This is a genomic window from Rheinheimera tangshanensis (assembly GCF_014645135.1).
Classification (GTDB): domain Bacteria; phylum Pseudomonadota; class Gammaproteobacteria; order Enterobacterales; family Alteromonadaceae; genus Pararheinheimera; species Pararheinheimera tangshanensis.
Window position 1 is genome coordinate 321,079 of the sequence record NZ_BMLH01000004.1, and the last position, 21,481, is coordinate 342,559.

The following is a 21,481-nucleotide window of genomic DNA, read 5'->3' on the forward strand; positions in this document are numbered from 1 at the left end:
TCCTTGTTCCTTTAAAGCCTACTTTTTACGCCTTGTAACAATTTTGTTGCAGGGCGTTTTTGTTTTTCGTTTAGTCTTAAGCTTTTGCAATTCGTTTCGAAAAAGGGCAGGGGAAAGTATGAGGTTAAAACAGTCGGCTTTGGCGCTGATGCTTGGGTTGGTGTTCAGTTCAGCACAAGCGACAGAAGCTAAAGATATTCAAAGCTTTACGCTTAAAAATGGCATGAAAATTATGGTGTTGGAAGATGCATCTATTCCCAATGCCAACAGCTATTTATTCTGGAAAGTAGGTTCACGCAACGAATACCCTGGCATCACCGGCATCTCGCATTTCTTTGAGCATATGATGTTTAACGGCGCCAAAAAGTATGGCCCTAAGATGTTTGACCAAACCATGGAAGCTGCTGGCGGTGCGAACAATGCCTACACCACCGAAGATTTAACTGTGTACACCAACTGGTTTCCGGCCAATGCACTGGAGACCATTTTTGATTTAGAAGCCGACCGTATTGCTCATCTGGATATCAATGCCAAAATGGTTGAAAGCGAACGAGGCGTCGTCACCTCTGAGCGCTCAACCGGTCTTGAAAACTCCAACTTCCGTACTATTCAGGAAGCGCTGAAAGGCGTGGCTTTTTTAGCCCATCCATACAGCTGGTCTGTGATTGGTCATGAGTCTGATATTAAAGCCTGGACTTTGGACGACTTAAAGCGTTACCACAAAACTTACTACGCGCCGAATAATGCCGTGATGGTGGTTGCTGGCGCGGTGACGTTAGCCGAAGTGAAAAAGCTGGCCGAACAGTATTTTGCACCTATTCCATCTCAACCAGAGCCTGAAGCTGTGCGTACAGTGGAGCCGGAGCAAAAAGGTGAACGTCGGGTTTATGTGCAAAAGGCCTCAGTCACCAGCCCAAACTTGCTGTTAGGTTTTCATATTCCAGCCAGCTCCAGTCCTGATTATTATGCGCTGGATTTACTGAACTCTATTTTGAGTCAGGGCAACAGCTCACGTTTGTATCAGGGCCTGGTCGACAAAGAACTGGCCGTGGATGTGTTTAGTTATTTACCTATGTCCTTTGATCCGAATTTATTTTATCTGATGGCCATCGCCAATCCCGGTGTCAAAGCTGAGGATCTTGAGACAGCTTTGATTGGTGTTGTTAATAAAGTAGCCAAAGACGGCGTCACTCAAGCTGAGCTTGAAAAAGCCAAAAACCAGAAACTGATGCAGTTCTACCGAGAAATGGAAACCATCAATGGCAAAGCCGATATTATCGGCACTTACGAGTTGTATTTTGGCAGCTATCAAAAGCTGTTTGATGCGCCAAAAAATTATCAACAAGTCACTCCTGCTGATATTCAGCGAGTGGCGCAAACCTACCTGAAAAAATCCAACCGCACTGTTGCTGTGCTGGACTCTGCTGAGGATAAAGATCTATGAGCCATTTCACTAAGACTTCAAAAGCAGCGGCGTTGGTTTTACTAAGCTCTTTTGTATTTGCCTTGCCAACCATGGCAGATCAAGCAAAAAGCCAAAGCAGTTTTCAGTTACCGGCTTATGAGCAACTAAAACTCGACAATGGTTTGACTGTGTTTTTATTACCTCAGCACGAGGTACCGTTAATTACGGTGCAGGCTACAGTGCGTGCAGGTGCCGTTAACGACAACGTAGCCGGTGTCTCCCAACTGACCAGTCAAGCCTTGTTGTTAGGTGCCGGGGGCAAAAGCAAAGCTGAAATTGAACAATTGGTCGACTTTTTAGGGGCCAGTTTAATCAGTGAAGGCACTCTGGAGGGGTCTAGTCTGCGCGCTGATTTTTTGGCAAAAGACACGGAACAAATGCTCGCGATATTTCATAAAGTGCTGACTCAGCCAGCCTTTGACCTGGCCGAGTTCGATAAATTAAAAGCACGCCAGATTGCCGCCGTGGCTCAGGCTAAAGAAAGCCCACGAATGGTGATGGAGCACTACTTTAATAAGTTGGTGTTTGGCTCACATCCTTATGGCAACGCCATTTCTGGTACTGCGGGGTCGCTGAAAACCATTAGTCAGCAGCAAGTGAAAGATTTCCACCAGAGCTTCTATCAGCCGGCTAATACCGCCATCAGCATAGTGGGTGACTTCAAACCTGATGCGATGAAAGCCCTGCTGCAAAAACTCTTTGCCAGTTGGAACAATGGCAAAGTAATAAAACAACCTGATTTAACTGCGGCTTTGCCAAAAGCAGAAAAAGCCAAAGTGTTGCTGGTGAATAAAGCCGATGCGATAGAAACCACGTTCAGTATTGGTGGTGTAGGTGTGAAGCAGAGTAACCCGGATTATGTCGGTATCAGTGTGGTCAACACAGTGTTGGGAGGCCGTTTTACCTCCTGGCTGAATGACGAGCTGCGGGTGAACTCTGGTTTAACTTATGGCGCCCGTTCTGGTTTTGAGCGTTATTCTGCCACTGGTATTTTTACTATCAGCAGTTTCACCAAAACTGAAAGTACCAAAGCCGCTGTGGATTTAGCACTGAACACTTATCAGCGCTTATGGGATAAGGGCATCGATCAGGCCACGCTGGATTCCGCCAAGGCCTATGTCAAAGGCCAGTTCCCGCCGCGTTTTGAAACCAATACAGCCTTAGCTGGTTTGTTAGGAGATATGTATCTCTATGGTTTTAATCAGGAGTTTATTAACAGTTTCCAAAGCAAAGTGGACCAACTGACTGTGGCCGAAAGCAAACGCCTGATCAACAGCTACTTCCCGAAAGACAAGCTACAGTTTGTGTTAATTGGTAAAGCTGAAGCTATTAAAGACATCGCTAAAAGTTATGGTGAAGTAACTCAGGTAGATATCACTGCTGATAGCATCTGATTTAAAGTGATGGCCCTGCACTAATGCAGGGCCTTATACTGCCCTCATATCCTCTTTAGATAAGTACTTCGTTTGAAAACTCAGTGTAAACTTCTCATTCTGTTATTTAGCCTTTGTTTGTTGTGTTCTTGTACACCTCAGGCCAGCTCTGGTTTTAGTCAGCATATTTATATCTGGCAGCGGGTGTGGAACTCGGATCATCGCCAGGCTTTGGCCCAAAGCAAAGCTGATTTCAGTGTATTGAGGGTTTTAGCCTTGCAGCACCATCAAACCAAAGTTGGCCCGGTCTGGACACAAGCTAAGGTTGATTTAGCTCTGCTTGCTGCAGATGGACGGGCTGTACATTTGGTGGTGCGGCTTGATGGCCAGCTCAAACACTTACCAAAAGCCGTGTTGCAACAAAAAATACTGACACTGCTGCAGTTATGGCAACAGCAAGGTGTGAAAGTCACTCAACTTGAGTTGGATTATGACTGTGCCAGCAGTCAGCTTGGTGCTTACGCGAATTGGATCAATGAATTACGTCAGGTGCTGCCTCAGACTCTGGCTTTAAGCATTACGGCTTTGCCGGACTGGTTAGGCAAGCCTGGTTGGTCTGAACTGCAACAGCAGGTAGACCAACTGACCTTACAGGTGCATTCAGTGATATCGCCTGAACAAGGGCTGTTTCAGCCAAATCTTGCCAAAGACTGGACTGAGCAATTAGCAGCAGAGGCGCAGAAACCATTTTATATTGCGGTGCCTTCTTATCATTCCGCTTTACTGAAACAAGAACAAAGCACTCTGGTGGAAAGCGAACAGGCCCTACAAAGCCCAGGTGAGCGACAAGAGTTATGGCTCGATGCGTTAGCAGTGCAGGGCTTTAGCTTGTGGTTAAAGCAACAAAACTGGCCGCTGTTACAGGGGCTGGCCTGGTTTCGTCTGCCTTTAGCATCCGACAAACGCAGCTGGTCTTATTCCCAATTGCAAGCTGTCAGTTCGGGTAAAACCCTCACTGCTGATTTAAAACTAAGTTTGCAAGGCGAAGCGCCACAGTTTGAGGTTGTGGCAGAGAACCATGGGTTTGTCGCTGCGTCATTACCGCCACAGATCAACTTATCTGGTGGTCACTGTAAAGCCGCCGATGCGGTATCCGGCTATCAGCTTAACTTTTCAAAAGATAAAAATCAGCTGCAGTTTGTTTTAACCGAAGCTGAAGCTATGCTGCAACCCCGCCAACGACTGGTGCTGGGCTGGGCCACTTGTCAACACTTAACCCTTTGGGCATTTAAAGGATGACGTATGCTGAAATTTAACAAAGCCTTACTGCTTAGCTGCATGACGTTAGCTGGCAGCGCTGTGGCTTGTGGGCCTGACTTTCCAATGATGCTGAGTTCGGACAGGGCCCAGACTTTTGCTGTACTGCCTGAGCCCCTGTTTTTAGTGGAGGTTCAGGCGCTTGCTGCGACTGTACCTGACTTTTCTGCCCTGATAGCCAAACCTCAGGCCGTGGTATTCGAAGACTCCTATGATTATCAAAACGACCGCTGGGTAAGCGCCACAGAACAAGCAGAGCAGCAGCTGCTGAGCCAAGAGCAAGCAAAGCTAGTCCAGCAGATGAGGCAAAGTGCTACAGTGCAGCAGGCCTTGTCCGTGGGTGAAGCTTTGCCCGCTGAATTGCGTTTTTACACAGCAGCAGCTGTTTCTTTTGCACAGCACGACTATCAACAGGCCATTGAATTATTCCGCCAGGTGCTGGCTTTGCCGTTAGAGCAACAACAGCAAAGGCGTAGCTGGGCGTTGTATTCGTTAGGACGTGCCTTACTAAAGCAAAATACTCAGACTCAAACTAGTGAAGTCTCAGCTTTATATAGCCAGCTACAACAAGAAGTAGCGGCTGGATTAGCTGATCCTTTGCAGCTGGCTGTGGCCAGTTTAGGCGAACAGGCCAAACTGGCTAAACAGCAAGGCGATTGGGCTGCGGCTATAGGATTATATGCAGCACAAAGTCGCTGGAGTGAAAGTGGCCGCGCTTCTTTATTGCTATTGAGTAAAGAGCTGGCTGCGATGCCGGATCCGCAATTAATAGCTTTAGTACAAACTCCGGCTGTGGCCGCTTTATTAAGCCGTTACCTGATGACACAGTTCAGTGCTTTAAGTTATCTGGAACCAGAACAGTTACAGCGTCTGCTGGTGGTACTGAATCAGGTTCCTGACATTCAATTAAAAAATGCGACTCAATTTGCCACAGTAGCTTATCAACAGGGCCAGTTTGATTTGGTAAAGCAGTTATTGCCTCATCTGGATCAAAGTCCGCAAGCCTGGTGGCTGCAAGCCAAAATGGCATTAAAAGCAGGGGATACGGCCAAGGCGGCAGAGTTTTATGCCAAAGCCAGTAAATCTTTTGCCCCAGCACTAACACAGGCGGAGTTGCCAGCAGTACAGCAGGATGATTACAGCAAAGCGTCCATCGAAGAATTGCAGGCACAGCAGTATTGTCGCATCCAGGCCGAACACGGCATCCTGGAATTAAGCCGCGGCGATTATTTACAGGCTATTACTTTGCTGATAGCGGCAGGCCCTGAGTACTGGCAGGACACGGCTTATATCGCAGAGCGGGTTTTGACGCTGGACGAGCTGACCACATTTGTAGCTTTGCATCCTGTGACTGCTGTACCGGAGAAATCCGAATGGCATTATTTTGGTGATACACCAACTGAGGTGTTATTGCATCATTTAACGGCCAGACGCTTAATGCGCTCTGGTGAATACCAGCAGGCACAAGCCTATTTTATCGACCCTGAACTAAAGCAGTTGGCAAAGCGTTATCAGCAGCATGCAGAAAATGCCGCTGGCAGCTGGACTGATCATGCTAAAGCTGAAGCCTTATTTGAACAGGCAAAGCTTGCCAGAGCACATGGTCTGGAATTATTGGGTTTTGAACTTGCGCCCGACTATCAGGTGTTTTATGGCCAGTTTGAGCCTTATGAATTTGAGGCAAAAACACCGGCTTTAGCTGCTGCTGAAATACAACGTGTAAAGAGTTCAGCTTCAACCTACAGCAACAGATTCCATTACCGGCAACTGGCGGCTGAACTATCCGCAGAAGCAGCTCAGCTTGTGCCACACAACAGTCAGGCTTTTGCTGCGACTTTATGTCATTCAACAAAATGGCTGTTAATACGCCAGCCAGAATTGGCTCAAGGTTATTATCAGCAGTATCTGCAACAAGGGCCTTATGTCAGCTGGGGGGCTGAGTTCGGTCAGACCTGCCCTGAGCCGGATTTTGTTGCGGCTAAACAGCGCCACTACCATAACCTTGAACTTCAACTCCGAAAAATGTTGCGACCTTTTAAGTGGTTGTTGTTAACGTTATTACTGGCTGGCGTTGGTGTGATGGGGTGGTTTGGTATCAAAAGGCTAAAAAGGGCTTAGTTCATTGGCAGAGCTTTTACAGCGAAAGCTCTGCTTTTCTACTTGCCTGAAATTAAAAGAAATGAAGATAGCAGAAAAGAAAAAACCCAGCCGAAGCTGGGTTCCAATTTATGGCAGGGGTACAGGGATTCGAACCCCAGAATGGCGGGATCAAAACCCGCTGCCTTACCGCTTGGCTATACCCCTGCAGAACTGTTGTAGCTAAAATTGTGTAATTTGATGATTACACTGCCACTTCAATTAAATGGCAGGGGTACAGGGATTCGAACCCCAGAATGGCGGGATCAAAACCCGCTGCCTTACCGCTTGGCTATACCCCTGCAGAAACTGCAGAATTCTTACTTGCTTGGTGCGGAAAGAGAGACTCGAACTCTCACGCCTCGCGGCGCTGGAACCTAAATCCAGTGCGTCTACCAATTTCGCCATTTCCGCTAACACTGGACGAACAAATTAAGTGGTGGCTACAGCGGGAATCGAACCTGCGACCCCAGCATTATGAGTGCTGTGCTCTAACCAGCTGAGCTATGTAGCCACTATGTCTTAGTTGTCCTAAGCAAGTGGCGCGTATTATGCTCACCAGACTTTTTTGCGTCAACCGTTTTTTTACCACATCTTTGTCTATTCGGTTTGTTTGCTGGTTTTCTATGCAAGTTGATGTCAACACAGCCAGTTTTTTTGATTTTTCTGCCCGTTGCTTGGGCATATACGCCTGATGAGGTAGTATCGGTTTGTTATTAAAATTAAAAAAATTAACTCCCGGCTTGGGAGTCAGAGCAAGGAAACCCCATGTCGACAGATGTAAAACAGGCCCGTTGGCCACGACAAATCCCCTACATTATTGCCAGTGAGGCGTGTGAGCGCTTCAGCTTCTACGGTATGCGTAATATTTTGACGCCATTTTTAATGACGGCTTTGCTGTTGGCTGTGCCTGAGCATTTAAGAGCGGGTGAAGCCAAAGACGTATTTCACTCCTTTGTGATAGGCGTGTATTTTTTTCCTTTATTAGGCGGTTGGTTGGCTGATCGTTACTTAGGTAAATACAACACTATTTTATGGTTGAGCATTGTCTATGTGATTGGGCATTTATTTTTGGCTTTGTTTGAAACCAGTAAGGAGGGCTTTTATACCGGTTTGTTTTTAATAGCGCTGGGCTCCGGCGGTATTAAACCCTTAGTTTCTGCTTTTATGGGCGACCAGTTTGACCAGAGTAATAAGGCGCTTGCTCAAAAAGCCTTTGATATCTTTTACTTCACCATTAACTTCGGCTCCTTTTTCGCCTCCTTATTAATGCCGCTGACACTGAAGCACTTTGGTGCTGCCGTTGCTTTTGGTATTCCGGGCGTGCTGATGGCCTTGGCGACTTTGTTTTTTTGGCTCGGCCGCAAACGTTATGTGCATATAGCGCCAGAACCTAAAGATCCGCATAGCTTTTTAAAAGTAGTGAAAACCGCCCTGTTATCGAAAGAACAAGGCAAAGCCAATGGCGGCTTATACCTAGCTTTAGTCGGTTTTGCGTTAGCGCTGTTTAGCTTAAGCCAAACCGCAACTTTAGGTTTTGTCGCTGCTTTTTGTTTAGCTTTAGTGCTGGTGATGGGATTTGGTGGTGCTGGTGCTGCTATTCAGCTGGAAAGAGCACGGGGTGTGCACCCTGATATAGCCGTAGATGGTGTGCGCTCCGTGCTGCGTATTCTTATTCTATTTGCGCTGGTGACGCCTTTCTGGTCTTTGTTTGATCAAAAAGCTTCGACCTGGATTTTACAGGCCAATGAGATGAGCAAACCTGACTGGTTTGAACCTGCCATGATGCAGGCATTAAACCCGCTGCTGGTGATGCTGCTGATCCCGTTTAATCATATGGTGTTGTATCCGCTGTTGGAACGTTGTGGTGTGCGTATTACTGCATTGCGCCGTATGGGCGCTGGTATTGCCTTTGCGGGCTTTAGCTGGATTGTGATTGGTTCAGTACAATTGGCGATGGACGGTGGCACTGTAATGTCTATTGTCTGGCAGGTGTTGCCTTATGCACTCTTAACTTTTGGTGAAGTATTGGTATCAGCCACAGGCTTAGAGTTCGCTTATAGTCAGGCTCCTGCTGCGATGAAAGGCACTATTACCAGCTTCTGGCAGTTGTCGGTCACAGTGGGTAACTTATGGGTGCTGTTGGCGAATAACAGTATCCGTAGCGAAACAGTGTTGTCACATGTGGCCTCCACAGGCTTGTCGCAAACCGCATTTTTAATGTTCTTCTTTGCCGGTTTTGCGCTGGTGGCAGCTGCTATTTTTGCCTTATATGCACGTAGTTATACTATGTTGGATAACTATAGGGCTGCGGCTTAGTCTTGTGTAATGTGGTGTGTGCTGTAGTGGGGGATGTCGCTGCGGGAAGGGCATAGTCCACGCAGACACGCCGTAAACCCATCCATGGGGGCTCGCGTTTCGCTATCCCTGCGAAACACGGTCTGCTTAGAACTATACCCATCCTCGCTTTTTAAGCTGCCAAATAGTAGATAAATTGCAGTAGTAGCAACTCAAAACGTTGGGTACACCGCAAGACTTGACTCTGAGGGACACAGATCGTGTTGGCGGTATGAACGGGACAAATCAATTGCCATATCCAAATGTACTGGTTACAGTACCATCCTCATTGATGAACAATGTAAACTCACTCCAGTCTCCACCGGTATGAGACTTCATCTTGGCATGCAAATCTTTAACTAACTCCATGACGGGTCTACGCAACTCTGGTTTTAAGGTTTCTGAACTTTCCTTGTCATCTTTAGTAAAATAAAACTCCTGCTCTACACGTGAGCTACCATCTATAAATCTTTCATACCTAAATGTACACCTAGCTTTTTGGACATCAACTGGACAACTACCTTTTACTATGTGATATAGCTGATCTATGACTTGTCGTTGCTCCTCAATAGGATTAGTCAATTTAACCTCCAGGTTTGTTTTCAAAGTGTTGAACTTTCTTCACGCCGTAAATATATCCCTATAGGCTCGCCTTTGGCATCCCTGCCAAAGACGGTCTGCTTAGAACTATATCCATCCTCGCTTTTTAAGCTGCCAGATAGTAGATAAATCGCCGTGCTATCCACTCAAAACCTTGGGGCACACCGCAAGACTTGATCTCGTCTCCCCTTGGCTGTTTTACCTAATTAAGAAATATAACTCTGTCATATGTTCTCTTATTGACTGGCGTAATTGACCAGTGGTGATCTGCTCATCCAGCAAGAGAAATATTTTCTTAGCATTCCCTTCGCTTACCAATTCATCAAATTGAGTTAGTAAATTAGATTTGTGTTCCACTAATAGTTTTCTTATATCTAAAACAATCTTTTTTTGCATATCGTCGGTTTTTCTGATTTTTTGGGGATTACGGTCCTTTATTCAGTTCCGCAAGATAAGAGCCGTCTTGAAAATGTACTTCGTTGTTATTCAATAGAATTTTGAACGGTTTTCCTTTTATTTCACACACTCTGTAGCCGACAGGTAGTGCCAGGTATTTAACCAGATCTGGTCGGTCTAGTGCGAACTGATACATAGAAGTGATGTAGTAGTCATCTGGATTAAAGTCATCATTAGTGTGAACCCACCAGCCTGAACGAACACCATCAGAGGCTGACCTATCCAACCGTAAAGCGGGGGATGATTTATAGTCTTTGTGAACCATTAGAGCCTGAGTAATGGCTGGGAAGTCAAAATCTAGCGTCCTGTCGATACTTTCGACGACATCTTTTTGGTTTCTTAGCGTGATAAAAGTGAAGTCCATAGACGACGTATATTGAATTGGAAAAGAAACCATATCTGGTTCTTGGAGCAATAATCGTCCATCATCTAATTCTTTAAACTGATTCAGGACAAAGCCCAGCTGCAAGGTTTCTCCGCTTTTGAATTGAACACCGGCTAAAATCTGTTTTTCAAAATAGTCTAATATGATTTGTACGTCTTGGGGTATAACCGCTTTTTTAGATATGCGAATAACGATGTCCGAGTGGTTCAAGCTGCGATCTAGATTTGTTTGATATTCGGTGATCCCGGAAACTGTCGATCTAGACTTAGTAGCTCCGGTGCTAAATAATTTCTTAAATAAATTTCTCATGTCCCTATGTCCTTGTTTTATTTTTCACTTGCTTTCCTTGCTTCGGCAATCACAGCGTGCCCTGCATGAAAAAGACTTGAAAGCTGATCTCTTTCTTCGCCAAGTTCTATTTCTTTAGCTGTATATGATTTAACTCCGGTAAATGTTAAAAAGTAGAAAACAGTGTCCCCGCTCTTTGGAAGTGGATATGAACTTACAGGCATAGACTGACTTACGTATCTGTTTGCCCATCCTATAAAATTTGCGCTTACGTCTCTTACTGAGGCATGTTCACCAGCACCGATAATTCCGCCGCCGTTGCTGAAATACAAGCTTGTTGTTCCATCAGCAATAACAATCAGGCTGTACGCGCCATTGTCAGTTCCTGTTTCCATTAAAACTCCCCAAACTTGGTGAGGGAAGTTTTTCTCGGACAAGCCAATGGAGTTTGGCGACAAGTTCAACGCCATCATTCGCAATTCTTGCGTTATGTACTCTTTGCTATCCTGAGCCTCTTCAGCCAGCGATGGTGTTCCCATTCCCACTATAGCTAGGATACTTGCGATAATTTTCTTCATAGCGACCTTAAATAGCTAACCATTAAGCAAACTGGTGGGGAAAAAGCTTAGTTTTTCCTAGCCGGATGACGAAGTAAGTTGGGCTTGCGCAACAAACTCTTTACTGGACATCTACTAAACTTCGCATCAATACTACTGCGGCGTACAGTAATTTGAAACTTAAGATTTACGTTAAACACTCTTGGGCTGGACGTAAGTCTTTACCCTGAGTGGTCTTCATTGAGGTGAATAATGAATCATATGGCTATATATACGAGAATTGGCCAAATCTTGTTAGAGCGAGCGCCTCAAAATGCTAAAAAAATTTTGATGGATGCGGAGTTGTCAAATGAGGATGATGTAGGGACATTTAAGTTCAGCTTTTTTGATGATATGGGAGCCATAAATTACTTTGCAGGTGGTGCTAAAGCAAACAATGAAATATTGGATTTATTAGTCAAGCTTAGAAATGAATTCATAGAAACGAATCAAGGTAAATGGCTGAGTTGCTTGTATGATTTAAATGCTGAAAACTTAAAGTTCGCTGTTGATTTTAAATATGATTAAAGCGTCGTATTTACTCTATTCGTATCATATCGGCTCAGGAAAAATACAAACCAAACAACTCTTCTAAAAAACTACAAGTAAGATACGTTTAAACTATAGCCCCAACAAAAAACCGGACTAAAAAGTCCGGTTTTGGCTTGTAAGGCAGATCAGTCTAACTTAAACGTTAAACAAGAAGTGCATTACGTCGCCGTCTTTACAGACGTAGGTTTTACCTTCAACGCGCAGTTTGCCTGCTTCTTTGGCGCCGGCTTCACCGTTACAGGCGATAAAGTCGTCGAATGACACCACTTGAGCGCGGATAAAACCTTTTTCGAAGTCGGTGTGGATCACGCCAGCCGCTTGTGGTGCTGTGGCGCCAACCGGGATAGTCCAGGCGCGCACTTCTTTAACACCAGCAGTGAAGTAGGTATGCAGGTTCAGCAGTGAGTAACCGCCACGAATAACGCGGTTTAAACCTGGTTCGTTTAAGCCCATAGACTCTAAGAATTCAGCTTTTTCGTCGTCTTCCAGTTCAGAGATTTCTGATTCAATAGCAGCACAGACCGGTACTACGATAGCGCCTTCTTTAGCGGCAATTTCACGTACCACATCTAAGTGTGGGTTGTTTTCAAAACCATCTTCCAGCACGTTAGCGATGTACATGGTAGGTTTGATGGTCAGGAAGTTCATGTAGGACACCAGCGCTTTTTCTTCTGGTGATAATTCTAACTGACGTAAGGTTAAGCCTTGCTCTAAATGCGCTTTTACTTTTTCCAGCACTTCCATTTCAGCTTTAGCGTCTTTATCACCGGCTTTGGCTTTTTTGCTGACGCGGAATATAGCTTTTTCAGCACTGTCCATATCAGATAACACTAGTTCCATATTGATGGTGTCTATGTCATCTGCCGGGTCTACTTTGTTGGCAACGTGGATCACGTTGTCGTCTTCAAAGCAGCGTACCACGTGGCCTATGGCGTCGGTTTCGCGGATGTTTGCCAGGAATTTATTACCTAAACCTTCACCTTTGGATGCGCCTTTAACCAGGCCTGCGATATCGACGAATTCCATGGTGGTCGGCAGAATGCGCTGTGGGTTCACAATAGCTGCCAGTTGGTTCAGACGTGGGTCCGGCACTGGTACCACACCGGTATTTGGTTCGATAGTACAAAACGGGAAGTTAGCCGCTTCAATACCAGCTTTGGTCAGTGCGTTGAACAGAGTGGATTTACCTACGTTTGGTAAACCAACGATGCCACATTTAAAACCCATGGGTGTTTCCTTTGTGCTGTAGACGGCAAAGCCGTACGTTTGCGAACCGGACGCGCTTAATCTGTGCTTAAGCCGCGCTAAAACTATGTAACCTGTGCTGCGCTTTAATTAAGCCATCGCTTAACCAGAGCTCAAAACAACGCATCGATTCATCCAGAGCTTCGTCGATCAGCTTCTGTTCGGACTGCGGTGCTTTGCCCAGCACATAACCTGTGACTAAATCTTTGTGGCCAGGATGGCCAATACCCAGTCGCAGGCGATAAAAATTGGCATTATTGCCGAGTTTACTGGTGATGTCTTTTAAACCATTGTGACCGGCATGGCCGCCACCCAGTTTAAATTTAGCTACGCCGGGCGCTATCGCCATTTCGTCGTGAGCCACCAGAATGTTTTCGGGTAAAAGTTTATAGAACTGCGCCATAGCTGCAACGGCTTTGCCACTTAAATTCATGTACGTAGTGGGAACCAGCAATTTATATTCCTGACCTTGGGTGACAAATTTGCCAGTCAGGCCAAAAAATTTGCTGTCAGGACGAAGAGAAACGTTATAGCGGCGGGCTAGTTGTTCTACAAACCATTGACCTGCGTTGTGGCGGGTCTGGCTGTATTCTGGGCCTGGATTACCCAGGCCCACAATTAACTGAATTGCTTCAGTCATTACTCAGCTGTGTCTTCGTCTGCTTTGCCAGCAGGCTTGTTCACAGTAACAACGGCTTGGTCATGACCAGCGCCTTTGGCTAACTCAGTGATAGTTACGCCAGCAGGAACTTTAATGTCTGACAGGTGCAGTGTTACACCTACTTCAACGTTGGCTAAATCCACTTCAATGAATTCTGGCAGGTTCTGTGGTAACACAGTGATAGCCAGTTCGTTGATGTGGTGAGCAACTACGCCACCTTTTTTCACAGCAGCAGCTTCGTTGATGAAGTGTACTGGAACTACAGTGTGTAACTCGTGGCCAGCTTCTACGCGTTGGAAGTCAACGTGCATAACTTTTGGCTTGAACGGGTGACGTTGCATAGCTTTAACGATTGCTTTTACTTCTTCACCGCCAACAACGATAGTCAGGATGTGAGTGTAGAAACCTTCGTTAGCCTGAGCTTGTAACAATTTAGAGTGATCTAAAGTGATAGACAGAGCTTCTTTGTGACCACCGTAAATGATAGCTGGTACTTTGTCTGCGTGACGTAGGCGGCGGCTCGCACCTTTCCCTAAATCAGAGCGGACTTCTGCATTTAACGTGTAAATGGCGTTTGACATGGTATTCTCCAAAAATTAATAGACCCTGAGTTCCGCGACCTGACCCCAGGAAGAAGCTTTTTCGGTGGGCGAAATAAATCCAGCCGACGCAAAAAAGCGCGCTATAGTATCACCGCAGCCTTAAGGCTGCAAATGAAAGCTATAAGCGTCGCAACAATTTTCCGGCCTCCACCAGAGGCGGAGGCGTGATATCGGCGAAATGCCAAACTGTTGGCATTTCGAAAGACCGCTATCACCCCGACAGTTGCGACGTACCGTCCCTACATGGACATCGTCGAAACACCGTTCCCGACAGTTTCGACATACCGTCCTTCCATGGACATAAAAAAGGCACCGAGCGGTGCCTTTTTCAAATCTTCAGTCTGAAGTTAATCAAACATAGAAGAGATAGATTCTTCGTTGCTGATACGACGAATACATTCGGCCAGCATATCGCTTAAGGTCAGCTGTTTTACTTTGCTGACGGCGCGCATTTCTGCAGTCAGCGGAATAGTGTCGGTGATGATCAGCTCGTCAATCACTGAGTTTCTGATGTTCTCAGCGGCAGAACCGGAGAAAATCGGGTGAGTGGCATAAGCAAATACCCGTTTAGCGCCTTGTTCTTTTAAGGCTTCAGCGGCTTTACATAAAGTGCCACCTGTATCAATCATGTCATCGACAATAATACAGTCACGATCTTTGACATCACCAATGATATGCATCACCTGAGACACGTTGGCCTTAGGACGACGTTTATCGATAATGGCTAAGTCAGCGTCATTCAGCAGCTTGGCGATAGCACGGGCACGCACTACACCACCGATATCCGGAGATACAACCACTGGCGCTACGAATTCACGTTTGCGCATGTCTTCCAGCAATACCGGGCTACCAAACACGTTGTCCACCGGGACGTCGAAGAAGCCCTGGATTTGCTCAGCGTGTAAGTCCACCGTTAATACACGGTCTACACCTACGCTGGATAAAAAGTCGGCTACTACTTTGGCTGTGATAGGCACACGGGCAGAACGCACGCGTCTGTCCTGGCGGGCATAACCAAAGTAAGGGATAACCGCAGTAATACGACCGGCAGAGGCACGGCGTAAGGCGTCTACCATCACAATGAGTTCCATCAGGTTGTCATTGGTAGGGGCACAGGTAGACTGGATAATAAAAACGTCAGATCCCCTGACGTTTTCATTGATTTGTACACAGACTTCACCGTCACTAAAACGGCCGACTTCGGCATCGCCCAGCTTGATATATAAACGGCTGGCTATCTTCTTGGCGAGTTCTGGTATGGCGTTACCAGCGAAAATCTTCATGTCGGGCACGGTAGGATCCTCAGGGCAGTTTGTGAGTCCGGTTAATAATGCAGCAGGCCTTTTGTGTCGCCTGCTGTGCGTCATACGGCTTGTTCCAATTCAGTCAAAACAGCAGACTGATTGACCCCTTTAGCAACAAAACCACGCCACGGTGGCGGTAGTTTTGCAAGGGTTTGACGGGCACTTAATTCATCCTGGAACTCGGCAAACACACTGGCGCCGGTACCTGTCATTCGGGACGGCGCGTATTCTATCAACCAGTTCAGTACCATTGCAACCTCGGGGTAGAGCCGTTTCACCAGAGTTTCACAGTCATTTTTCCAGTCACAGTCTAGTAGATCTTTGACGGACATGACGGGCGTATTGCGGATTAAATCAGGGTTGCCGAAGACTTCAGCCGTGCTGACATGCACCTCTGGCGTCACAATCAGGTAATATTTTTGCGGCAAACTAACGGGTTGTAATTTTTCTCCAACTCCCTGTGCAAAGGCTGTTTTTCCGAATACAAATACAGGAACGTCTGCACCTAACTTTAAGCCCAGTTCACAAAGCTGTGCGTTTGATAACTTTAATTGCCATAACTGATTCAGTGCCAATAGGGTAGTGGCTGCATCCGACGAGCCGCCCCCCAAACCGCCCCCCATAGGCACTTGTTTATCCAGATGGATTTTTACACCTGCGTTATCCGAGGCTAAAGGCTGCAGTAACTTAGCGGCGCGCACCACCAGATTACTGTCGTTTTCTATGCTTTTATCTGAACAACTAAACTGGATTTCACCGTCCGTGGTGAGTGTGAAACTAAGCTGGTCGCCACAATCAAGCATTTGAAACAAGGTTTGCAGATTGTGGTAACCGTCGGCCCTGCGGCCTGTAATATGTAAAAATAAATTCAGTTTAGCCGGCGCTGATAAGGTTAAAGTTGCCATTTACTCACCACCAGTTTAATACTGCTGCCATCGGCCTGGGCTTTTAGTCTGATTTCTTTGGGTAAGGCTAAGGCATCTGGGAAAAACGTCACATAACTGACCTGCCAGTCCCGCTCTTGGCTGTCTTTTAGAGTAAAACTGGTTAAACGTCCCTGCGCATCCCATTGATGATTAAAGCTTTCCGGGCTTGCCACACCTTTGAGCCAAAGCGGCATTTCTTCAATAGGTAAGCTCCAGCCGGATAAATAGTCCAGCAGGGCACTGGCTGATTGTGCTTGATGAGTTTCACCATCTGCTTTAACCGTAGCGCCTAAAGCGTCGGTTTCCAGTTCAAAAATGCTGATGCCCACAAAGTTGGTCATATTGGCCTGAAAATAAGGCCCTTGTTGTTGCCAGTTTAAACTGCCGCTGACACTCTCTTGAGGTGCTTTTACACCTAAGGCTCCGGTCAGTGTAAACTCCTGCAATTGTTCTAATTGCAATTGTCGTTGTTGGGCTGATAGGGGAATAACTGGTTTTAGCTGGCTGCTTTGGCTGGCACAACCTGTCAAAATCAGACTGAAAACTACAAAACAACCAGTTTTTATCGCTGCAAACACACTAATTCCTTCTCTACGCTTTTTTTAGTTTGGGCTTTTTCGTACAATTCGCCCTCTTTTTGACGAACGCCGGTTTTTTCGAAACGGGCCAAACAGGTGAATGACCATTTTTGCTTTAGGTATTAATCATAAAACTGCACCTGTCTCCTTACGTGAGCAGGTCGCTTTTGCGCCTGAACAAATTTTGGACGCCTTACGGGATCTGACGACGACGACCCAGGTGTCCGACGCAGTGATTTTGTCTACCTGCAACAGAACTGAGCTGTATTTTAGCGGCAGCGCCGAGCAATCGAAACAAGTAATTGACTGGTTGAGCAAATTTCATCAGCTGGACCTGGCCGAACTGCAGCATCATTTATACCTGCATCAGGATCAGCAGGCCAGCAGTCATTTAATGCGGGTGGCCTGTGGCCTAGATTCTTTAGTACTGGGCGAGCCACAAATTCTCGGGCAAGTGAAGCAGGCCTATAGCCATTCCCGTCAGGCCGGTACAATTAATCCTGCGTTTGAACGTTTGTTTCAAAAAACTTTTTCAGTCGCCAAGCAGGTTCGTACTGAAACAGATATTGGCGCCAGTGCCGTATCTGTTGCTTTTGCGGCGGTAAGTTTAGCCCGGCAAATCTTCGGCCAGCTTGGTAAAGTCAAAGTGCTGTTGATTGGCGCCGGAGAGACCATAGAGCTGGTGGCCAAACATTTACTGGAGCAGGGGGCGGAAAAAATTACCGTTGCCAATCGCTCTTATGACAAAGCTGCGGCACTCGCCAGTCAGTTTAACGGTGAAGCCGTCAGCCTGGCTCAAGTGCCACAAGCCTTGGCCAATGCCGATGTGGTGATTAGTTCAACCGCCAGCACTCTGCCTATTGTCGGTAAAGGTATGGTGGAACAGGCACTGAAAAAACGCCGCCATAAGCCTATGTTTTTTGTCGATTTAGCTGTGCCCCGTGATATTGAAGAGCAAGTGGCAGAGCTCGAAGACGCCTATTTGTATACAGTGGATGACTTGCAGTCCATAGTGCTGCAAAACCTGCAAAACCGTCAGGAAGCGGCGGCTGAAGCCGAGCAAATGATTTTACAGGGCGTGACTGAATTCAGTCAGTGGTTAAGTTTGCATGGCCAGTTGGACGTAGTGCGCGACTATCGCGACAAAGGCGAAGCCATACGGGATGAATTGCTGGCCAAAGCGGGCAAACAAATTGCTGCAGGGCATGACCCGGAAAAAGTATTAGCTGAACTTGCGACTAAACTTAGCAACAGGTTGATGCACGCACCAACCAAGGCGCTGAGGCAGTTACTGCAGGACGAGCAACCTCAACAACAATCTTTGATCAACACTTTGTTAGATCTGTAATCAGGTAAATAGAAACAACATGAAAGAATCGGTGTACCGCAAACTCGAAGCTCTGGTCGAACGTTATGAAGAAGTTCAGGCGTTATTAAGTGACGCTGGCGTAATTTCTGACCAAAGTCGTTTTCGCGAGTTGTCTAAAGAGTACAGCCAACTGGAAGAACTGAGCCATGCCTTTGGTTTGTATCGTCAGGCGCAGGATGATTTAGCCAGCGCTGAAGAGATGATGAAAGACTCAGATCCTGAAATGCGTGAAATGGCGCAGGACGAATACAAAGCGGCCAAAGAGCGGATTGAACAGCTGGATCAGGACTTACAAATTCTGTTGTTACCTAAAGATCCAAACGACAGCAACAGCTGCTTCCTGGAAATTCGTGCCGGCGCCGGTGGTGATGAAGCTGCTATTTTTGCTGGTGACGTATTCCGTATGTACAGCCGTTTTTGTGAACGCAAACGCTGGAAAGTGGAGATTGTCAGCTGCAACGACGGCGAACACGGTGGTTATAAAGAAGTGATCGCTAGCATTCAGGGCGAAGGCGCTTACGGTATTTTGAAATTTGAATCCGGTGGTCACCGCGTGCAACGTGTGCCAGCCACTGAATCTCAGGGCCGGGTGCATACCTCAGCTTGTACTGTGGCCATTATGCCGGAAGTACCAGAAAGCGAAGCCATCGAAATTAACCCTGCAGATTTAAAAGTAGATACCTACCGCGCCTCTGGTGCCGGCGGTCAGCACGTGAACAGAACGGACTCTGCTATTCGTATCACTCACTTACCAACAGGTATAGTGGTGGAATGTCAGGACGAACGTTCGCAGCATAAAAATCGTGCCCGCGCTATGAGCGTGTTGCAGTCGCGTATTCAGGCTGCGGAAGACGAAAAACGCCGTTTAGTGGAAGAATCGACCCGCCGCTCTTTAGTGGGTAGTGGTGATCGTTCTGAACGTATCCGTACTTACAACTTCCCGCAAGGCCGCTTAACGGATCACCGTATTAACCTGACCATTTACCGTTTATTGGATGTGATGGAAGGGGATTTAGACCTGGTGATAGGCCCATTAAGTCATGAACACCAGGCCGACTTGTTAGCTGCTTTGGCTGATGAAAACCGTTAATAGCCTGTCTTTAACGCAGTGGCTGCAACACGCTACTGCGTTACTCACTCCTTTGCTCGAAACCGGCCCTGTGCCTGCAGATGCAAAACAGGAAGCCCGGCGTATTCTGCTGGAAGTGCTGGATATTAATGCTACCACTTTGATGTTGTATCCAGAGCGTGAGCTTACCCAAGAACAGTTGTTGTTATTGGAACCTGTGCTGACAAGGCGCCTGACCGGTGAGCCTTTGGCGCATATTCTGGGCCATTGGTATTTCTGGGATTTTAAACTCGCTGTTGCCCCTTGCACCTTAATACCAAGACCAGACACCGAACTGTTAGTAGAACAATCCCTGGCTTTGCCCTTGCCTGTGAAAGCCAAAGTACTGGATTTAGGCACCGGTACAGGAGCTATAGCTTTAGCTTTAGCCAAAGAAAAGCCAAACTGGACTGTGACTGGCGTTGATTTACAACCTGATGCTGTAGAACTGGCCAAGCAGAATGTTCAGTTGTTGGCGCTAACCAATTGCCAGATCAAACAAAGCAGCTGGTTTGACGCTGTGGCTGGTCAGCAGTTTGATTTAATCGTCAGCAACCCACCTTATATCGACGCAGAAGACCCGCATTTAGCCTTAGGTGATGTGCGTTTTGAACCCGACTCCGCTTTAGTCGCTTCAGAGCAAGGCCTGGCTGATATCCGCCATATTTGCACTCAAGCCCCACAATTCCTGGCTCCATCCGGCTGGTTATGGCTGGAACACGGCTACCAGCAAAGCGAGGCAGTACAACAGATTTTAACTGAAGCTGGTTTTACACAAGTGCAATCGGTGAAAGACTACGGCGACCAATGGCGTATTACTGGTGGTCAGCTTCCCGCTTAAATTTTTTTTGTCCTTTCTTTGAATTACTTCTCTTAAAGCCCACTGTAAGGGCGCGGTTTATCCGTGCCCGTGTGACGGTGTAAAAGCTCTGGTTGTAGCTCGATATAAAAATTGATTAGTAAACATTATGTTTGTAAGTAATTGATAAATATAATATTTGTGTTGATTTGGTATTTGGTGTATAGGATACTTGCTTTGGTCGAATTGTGACCATTTATAAGGTTGAAACTTATGTCCCATACATTACTATGCCAGTTTCCTGACTCCTCTGTGGAGCATTACTGGTGCGATTCAATTCCTAAAGTTGAAGAATACCTAAAATTTGCCGGAGGAATTTTTTACGCCGTTAAAGCTATTATTCCACCTTCTTCAAAAGTATCAGAACCTAAGTATTTGTTGGAGCCTGTACCTGATGCTATCAATTACACTAAAGCTGAATTGATTGAACAGGAAATTGTCGTTGTGCGGCGAACGAGAAGGTAGTTCGGTAAATGGATAAAGTAATAGGGGAGAAGTTTGTCTACTCTCCCCTAAATTCGCAAATTCAAATGCAAAGTGCCATAGCCTGAAACAAGCTCTATTAACTGGTGCTTTAGCAACGTATTTTCTCGCCAGGCTCGCTGCTGTTTCCTCAACCTACCTGTTCCATTTGTTGTACAAGTTAGGGCTTTGAGCTTATACTTGTCCTGTAAGTTGTACATGTGGAGGTTTTATGAGAATTGTGTCTTTTACAGAAGCAAGAAATAGCTTAAAAGCGGTGTTAGATTCAGTGGTCAATGATGCTGATACCGCGGTAATAACTCGTCGTGATGCAGAAGATGCCGTTGTGATGTCACTGGATTATTACAATAGCCTAATGGAAACAGTGCATTTATTGCGTTCCCCTGCAAATGCTGAGCATTTGAATCGTTCAATTGCACAATACAAAGCTGGTCAAGTGACTCAACGGGATTTGATTGATGAGTAGTCGTCTGCTCTCATGGACGGACGAGTCATGGAATGACTATTTGTATTGGCAAACTCAGGATAAGAAAACGCTTAAACGTATAAACAAACTGATCAGTGATGTAAAGCGTTCACCTTTTGAAGGTATTGGCAAGCCAGAACCACTCAAAGAAAACTTAGCTGGTTTTTGGTCTCGTCGTATAGATGATACAAATAGACTGGTCTTCGCAGTTGATGATCATGCAATTACGATTATTTCGTGTCGTTACCACTATTAAATTTAATCTTTTATCTAATTAGACTTGCTGACACTTTATCTCTGACCCAGAGTGATCCTTAAGACTCAGTAAAGCTTCCTTCAAGACTGCACTCCAAAATATTTATATTTTCAACGACT

The 21,481-nt window shown here is 46.2% G+C and carries 22 protein-coding genes and 4 tRNA genes; 12 read left to right on the forward strand and 14 right to left on the reverse strand.

The features are described 5' to 3' along the window. Positions 1–118: 118 nt before the first annotated feature. The 4 genes from IEW88_RS10410 (at position 119) to IEW88_RS10425 (ending at position 6,273) form a co-directional block, all read left to right on the forward strand. Positions 119–1,444, forward strand: a complete 1,326-nt coding sequence (locus tag IEW88_RS10410; RefSeq protein WP_147904136.1) for a M16 family metallopeptidase — start codon at positions 119–121, stop codon at positions 1,442–1,444. Continuing rightward, a complete protein-coding gene (locus IEW88_RS10415) occupies positions 1,441–2,859 on the forward strand; it encodes a M16 family metallopeptidase (RefSeq protein WP_147904137.1) in 1,419 nt (472 codons plus the stop codon). Before IEW88_RS10410 ends, IEW88_RS10415 begins: the two co-directional genes overlap by 4 nt. Positions 2,860–2,931: 72 nt before the next feature. Beyond that, positions 2,932–4,137, forward strand: coding sequence for a DUF3142 domain-containing protein (locus IEW88_RS10420; protein WP_147904138.1), 1,206 nt, complete (start codon positions 2,932–2,934; stop codon positions 4,135–4,137). A gap of 3 nt (positions 4,138–4,140) precedes the next feature. Continuing rightward, on the forward strand, positions 4,141–6,273 hold the full coding sequence (locus IEW88_RS10425; RefSeq protein ID WP_147904139.1) for a hypothetical protein: 2,133 nt from the start codon (positions 4,141–4,143) through the stop codon (positions 6,271–6,273). 111 nt (positions 6,274–6,384) lie between these two features. Here the strand turns inward: IEW88_RS10425 and IEW88_RS10430 are convergent. The 4 genes from IEW88_RS10430 to IEW88_RS10445 all read right to left on the reverse strand — a co-directional run bounded on the left by IEW88_RS10430 (position 6,385) and on the right by IEW88_RS10445 (position 6,805). Then, positions 6,385–6,459, reverse strand: a tRNA-Gln gene (locus IEW88_RS10430). A 59-nt stretch (positions 6,460–6,518) separates the two neighbouring features. Continuing rightward, positions 6,519–6,593, reverse strand: a tRNA-Gln gene (locus tag IEW88_RS10435). A 27-nt stretch (positions 6,594–6,620) separates the two neighbouring features. Further along, positions 6,621–6,705, reverse strand: a tRNA-Leu gene (locus tag IEW88_RS10440). A 23-nt stretch (positions 6,706–6,728) separates the two neighbouring features. After that, positions 6,729–6,805, reverse strand: a tRNA-Met gene (locus IEW88_RS10445). A gap of 254 nt (positions 6,806–7,059) precedes the next feature. Here IEW88_RS10445 and IEW88_RS10450 point away from each other — a divergent pair. Then, entirely contained in the window at positions 7,060–8,610 is a 1,551-nt protein-coding gene (locus IEW88_RS10450; RefSeq protein WP_147904140.1) for a POT-type proton-dependent oligopeptide transporter, read from the forward strand. A 264-nt stretch (positions 8,611–8,874) separates the two neighbouring features. Here the strand turns inward: IEW88_RS10450 and IEW88_RS10455 are convergent, their stop codons facing one another. The 4 genes from IEW88_RS10455 to IEW88_RS10465 all read right to left on the reverse strand — a co-directional run bounded on the left by IEW88_RS10455 (position 8,875) and on the right by IEW88_RS10465 (position 10,935). Then, complete coding sequence (locus tag IEW88_RS10455; RefSeq protein WP_147904141.1) at positions 8,875–9,210, reverse strand: hypothetical protein; 336 nt, start codon at positions 9,208–9,210, stop codon at positions 8,875–8,877. 216 nt (positions 9,211–9,426) lie between these two features. Further along, the gene (locus IEW88_RS18690) at positions 9,427–9,624 is read right to left on the reverse strand and encodes a hypothetical protein (protein ID WP_147904142.1); all 198 of its coding nucleotides are present in this window, start codon (positions 9,622–9,624) and stop codon (positions 9,427–9,429) included. Between the two features lie 28 nt (positions 9,625–9,652). Next, positions 9,653–10,378 carry an immunity protein Imm33 domain-containing protein gene (locus IEW88_RS10460; RefSeq protein WP_147904143.1) on the reverse strand — a complete coding sequence of 242 codons (726 nt, stop codon included), beginning with the start codon at positions 10,376–10,378 and terminating at the stop codon, positions 9,653–9,655. A 17-nt stretch (positions 10,379–10,395) separates the two neighbouring features. Beyond that, positions 10,396–10,935, reverse strand: coding sequence for a hypothetical protein (locus IEW88_RS10465; protein WP_147904144.1), 540 nt, complete (start codon positions 10,933–10,935; stop codon positions 10,396–10,398). A gap of 231 nt (positions 10,936–11,166) precedes the next feature. Between IEW88_RS10465 and IEW88_RS10470 the strand changes: the two genes are divergently transcribed. Beyond that, positions 11,167–11,481, forward strand: a complete 315-nt coding sequence (locus tag IEW88_RS10470) for an antitoxin YezG family protein (protein WP_147904145.1) — start codon at positions 11,167–11,169, stop codon at positions 11,479–11,481. Between the two features lie 159 nt (positions 11,482–11,640). Here the strand turns inward: IEW88_RS10470 and ychF are convergent, their stop codons facing one another. From ychF to lolB, 6 genes are all read right to left on the reverse strand, one after another. Further along, positions 11,641–12,732 carry a redox-regulated ATPase YchF gene (ychF, locus tag IEW88_RS10475; protein WP_147904146.1) on the reverse strand — a complete coding sequence of 364 codons (1,092 nt, stop codon included), beginning with the start codon at positions 12,730–12,732 and terminating at the stop codon, positions 11,641–11,643. A 67-nt stretch (positions 12,733–12,799) separates the two neighbouring features. After that, positions 12,800–13,390, reverse strand: coding sequence for an aminoacyl-tRNA hydrolase (gene pth, locus IEW88_RS10480; protein ID WP_008899749.1), 591 nt, complete (start codon positions 13,388–13,390; stop codon positions 12,800–12,802). After that, positions 13,390–13,992 carry a 50S ribosomal protein L25/general stress protein Ctc gene (locus IEW88_RS10485; protein WP_053425227.1) on the reverse strand — a complete coding sequence of 201 codons (603 nt, stop codon included), beginning with the start codon at positions 13,990–13,992 and terminating at the stop codon, positions 13,390–13,392. Before IEW88_RS10485 ends, pth begins: the two co-directional genes overlap by 1 nt. Before the next feature lie 368 nt (positions 13,993–14,360). Next, complete coding sequence (locus IEW88_RS10490; RefSeq protein ID WP_286049765.1) at positions 14,361–15,296, reverse strand: ribose-phosphate pyrophosphokinase; 936 nt, start codon at positions 15,294–15,296, stop codon at positions 14,361–14,363. Positions 15,297–15,376: 80 nt separating this feature from the next. Further along, the gene (ispE, locus tag IEW88_RS10495) at positions 15,377–16,222 is read right to left on the reverse strand and encodes a 4-(cytidine 5'-diphospho)-2-C-methyl-D-erythritol kinase (protein WP_147904147.1); all 846 of its coding nucleotides are present in this window, start codon (positions 16,220–16,222) and stop codon (positions 15,377–15,379) included. Next, positions 16,210–16,821 (reverse strand): lipoprotein insertase outer membrane protein LolB, encoded by a 612-nt coding sequence (gene lolB / locus IEW88_RS10500; protein WP_185148588.1) that lies wholly within the window; start codon positions 16,819–16,821, stop codon positions 16,210–16,212. Before lolB ends, ispE begins: the two co-directional genes overlap by 13 nt. A 100-nt stretch (positions 16,822–16,921) precedes the next feature. Between lolB and hemA the strand changes: the two genes are divergently transcribed. The 6 genes from hemA (at position 16,922) to IEW88_RS10530 (ending at position 21,362) form a co-directional block, all read left to right on the forward strand. Beyond that, entirely contained in the window at positions 16,922–18,169 is a 1,248-nt protein-coding gene (gene hemA / locus IEW88_RS10505; RefSeq protein WP_147904149.1) for a glutamyl-tRNA reductase, read from the forward strand. A gap of 19 nt (positions 18,170–18,188) precedes the next feature. After that, complete coding sequence (prfA, locus tag IEW88_RS10510) at positions 18,189–19,280, forward strand: peptide chain release factor 1 (protein ID WP_053425232.1); 1,092 nt, start codon at positions 18,189–18,191, stop codon at positions 19,278–19,280. After that, a complete protein-coding gene (gene prmC / locus IEW88_RS10515) occupies positions 19,267–20,139 on the forward strand; it encodes a peptide chain release factor N(5)-glutamine methyltransferase (RefSeq protein ID WP_147904150.1) in 873 nt (290 codons plus the stop codon). Before prfA ends, prmC begins: the two co-directional genes overlap by 14 nt. A 231-nt stretch (positions 20,140–20,370) precedes the next feature. Next, positions 20,371–20,622 (forward strand): hypothetical protein, encoded by a 252-nt coding sequence (locus IEW88_RS10520; protein WP_147904151.1) that lies wholly within the window; start codon positions 20,371–20,373, stop codon positions 20,620–20,622. 229 nt (positions 20,623–20,851) lie between these two features. Beyond that, entirely contained in the window at positions 20,852–21,106 is a 255-nt protein-coding gene (locus tag IEW88_RS10525; protein ID WP_147904152.1) for a type II toxin-antitoxin system Phd/YefM family antitoxin, read from the forward strand. Beyond that, positions 21,099–21,362 (forward strand): Txe/YoeB family addiction module toxin, encoded by a 264-nt coding sequence (locus tag IEW88_RS10530; RefSeq protein WP_185148589.1) that lies wholly within the window; start codon positions 21,099–21,101, stop codon positions 21,360–21,362. Before IEW88_RS10525 ends, IEW88_RS10530 begins: the two co-directional genes overlap by 8 nt. Positions 21,363–21,481: the final 119 nt, after the last annotated feature.

Coding starts and splice junctions, on each gene's coding strand:
- IEW88_RS10410 (WP_147904136.1), top strand. CDS start 119: ATGAGGTTAAAACAGTCGGCTTTGGCGCTGATGCTTGGGTTGGTGTTC.
- IEW88_RS10415 (WP_147904137.1), top strand. CDS start 1,441: ATGAGCCATTTCACTAAGACTTCAAAAGCAGCGGCGTTGGTTTTACTA.
- IEW88_RS10425 (WP_147904139.1), top strand. CDS start 4,141: ATGCTGAAATTTAACAAAGCCTTACTGCTTAGCTGCATGACGTTAGCT.
- IEW88_RS10450 (WP_147904140.1), top strand. CDS start 7,060: ATGTCGACAGATGTAAAACAGGCCCGTTGGCCACGACAAATCCCCTAC.
- IEW88_RS18690 (WP_147904142.1), bottom strand. CDS start 9,624: ATGCAAAAAAAGATTGTTTTAGATATAAGAAAACTATTAGTGGAACAC.
- IEW88_RS10460 (WP_147904143.1), bottom strand. CDS start 10,378: ATGAGAAATTTATTTAAGAAATTATTTAGCACCGGAGCTACTAAGTCT.
- IEW88_RS10465 (WP_147904144.1), bottom strand. CDS start 10,935: ATGAAGAAAATTATCGCAAGTATCCTAGCTATAGTGGGAATGGGAACA.
- IEW88_RS10470 (WP_147904145.1), top strand. CDS start 11,167: ATGAATCATATGGCTATATATACGAGAATTGGCCAAATCTTGTTAGAG.
- ychF (WP_147904146.1), bottom strand. CDS start 12,732: ATGGGTTTTAAATGTGGCATCGTTGGTTTACCAAACGTAGGTAAATCC.
- pth (WP_008899749.1), bottom strand. CDS start 13,390: ATGACTGAAGCAATTCAGTTAATTGTGGGCCTGGGTAATCCAGGCCCA.
- IEW88_RS10485 (WP_053425227.1), bottom strand. CDS start 13,992: ATGTCAAACGCCATTTACACGTTAAATGCAGAAGTCCGCTCTGATTTA.
- IEW88_RS10490 (WP_286049765.1), bottom strand. CDS start 15,296: ATGAAGATTTTCGCTGGTAACGCCATACCAGAACTCGCCAAGAAGATA.
- ispE (WP_147904147.1), bottom strand. CDS start 16,222: ATGGCAACTTTAACCTTATCAGCGCCGGCTAAACTGAATTTATTTTTA.
- hemA (WP_147904149.1), top strand. CDS start 16,922: ATGACCATTTTTGCTTTAGGTATTAATCATAAAACTGCACCTGTCTCC.
- prfA (WP_053425232.1), top strand. CDS start 18,189: ATGAAAGAATCGGTGTACCGCAAACTCGAAGCTCTGGTCGAACGTTAT.
- prmC (WP_147904150.1), top strand. CDS start 19,267: ATGAAAACCGTTAATAGCCTGTCTTTAACGCAGTGGCTGCAACACGCT.
- IEW88_RS10520 (WP_147904151.1), top strand. CDS start 20,371: ATGTCCCATACATTACTATGCCAGTTTCCTGACTCCTCTGTGGAGCAT.
- IEW88_RS10525 (WP_147904152.1), top strand. CDS start 20,852: ATGAGAATTGTGTCTTTTACAGAAGCAAGAAATAGCTTAAAAGCGGTG.
- IEW88_RS10530 (WP_185148589.1), top strand. CDS start 21,099: ATGAGTAGTCGTCTGCTCTCATGGACGGACGAGTCATGGAATGACTAT.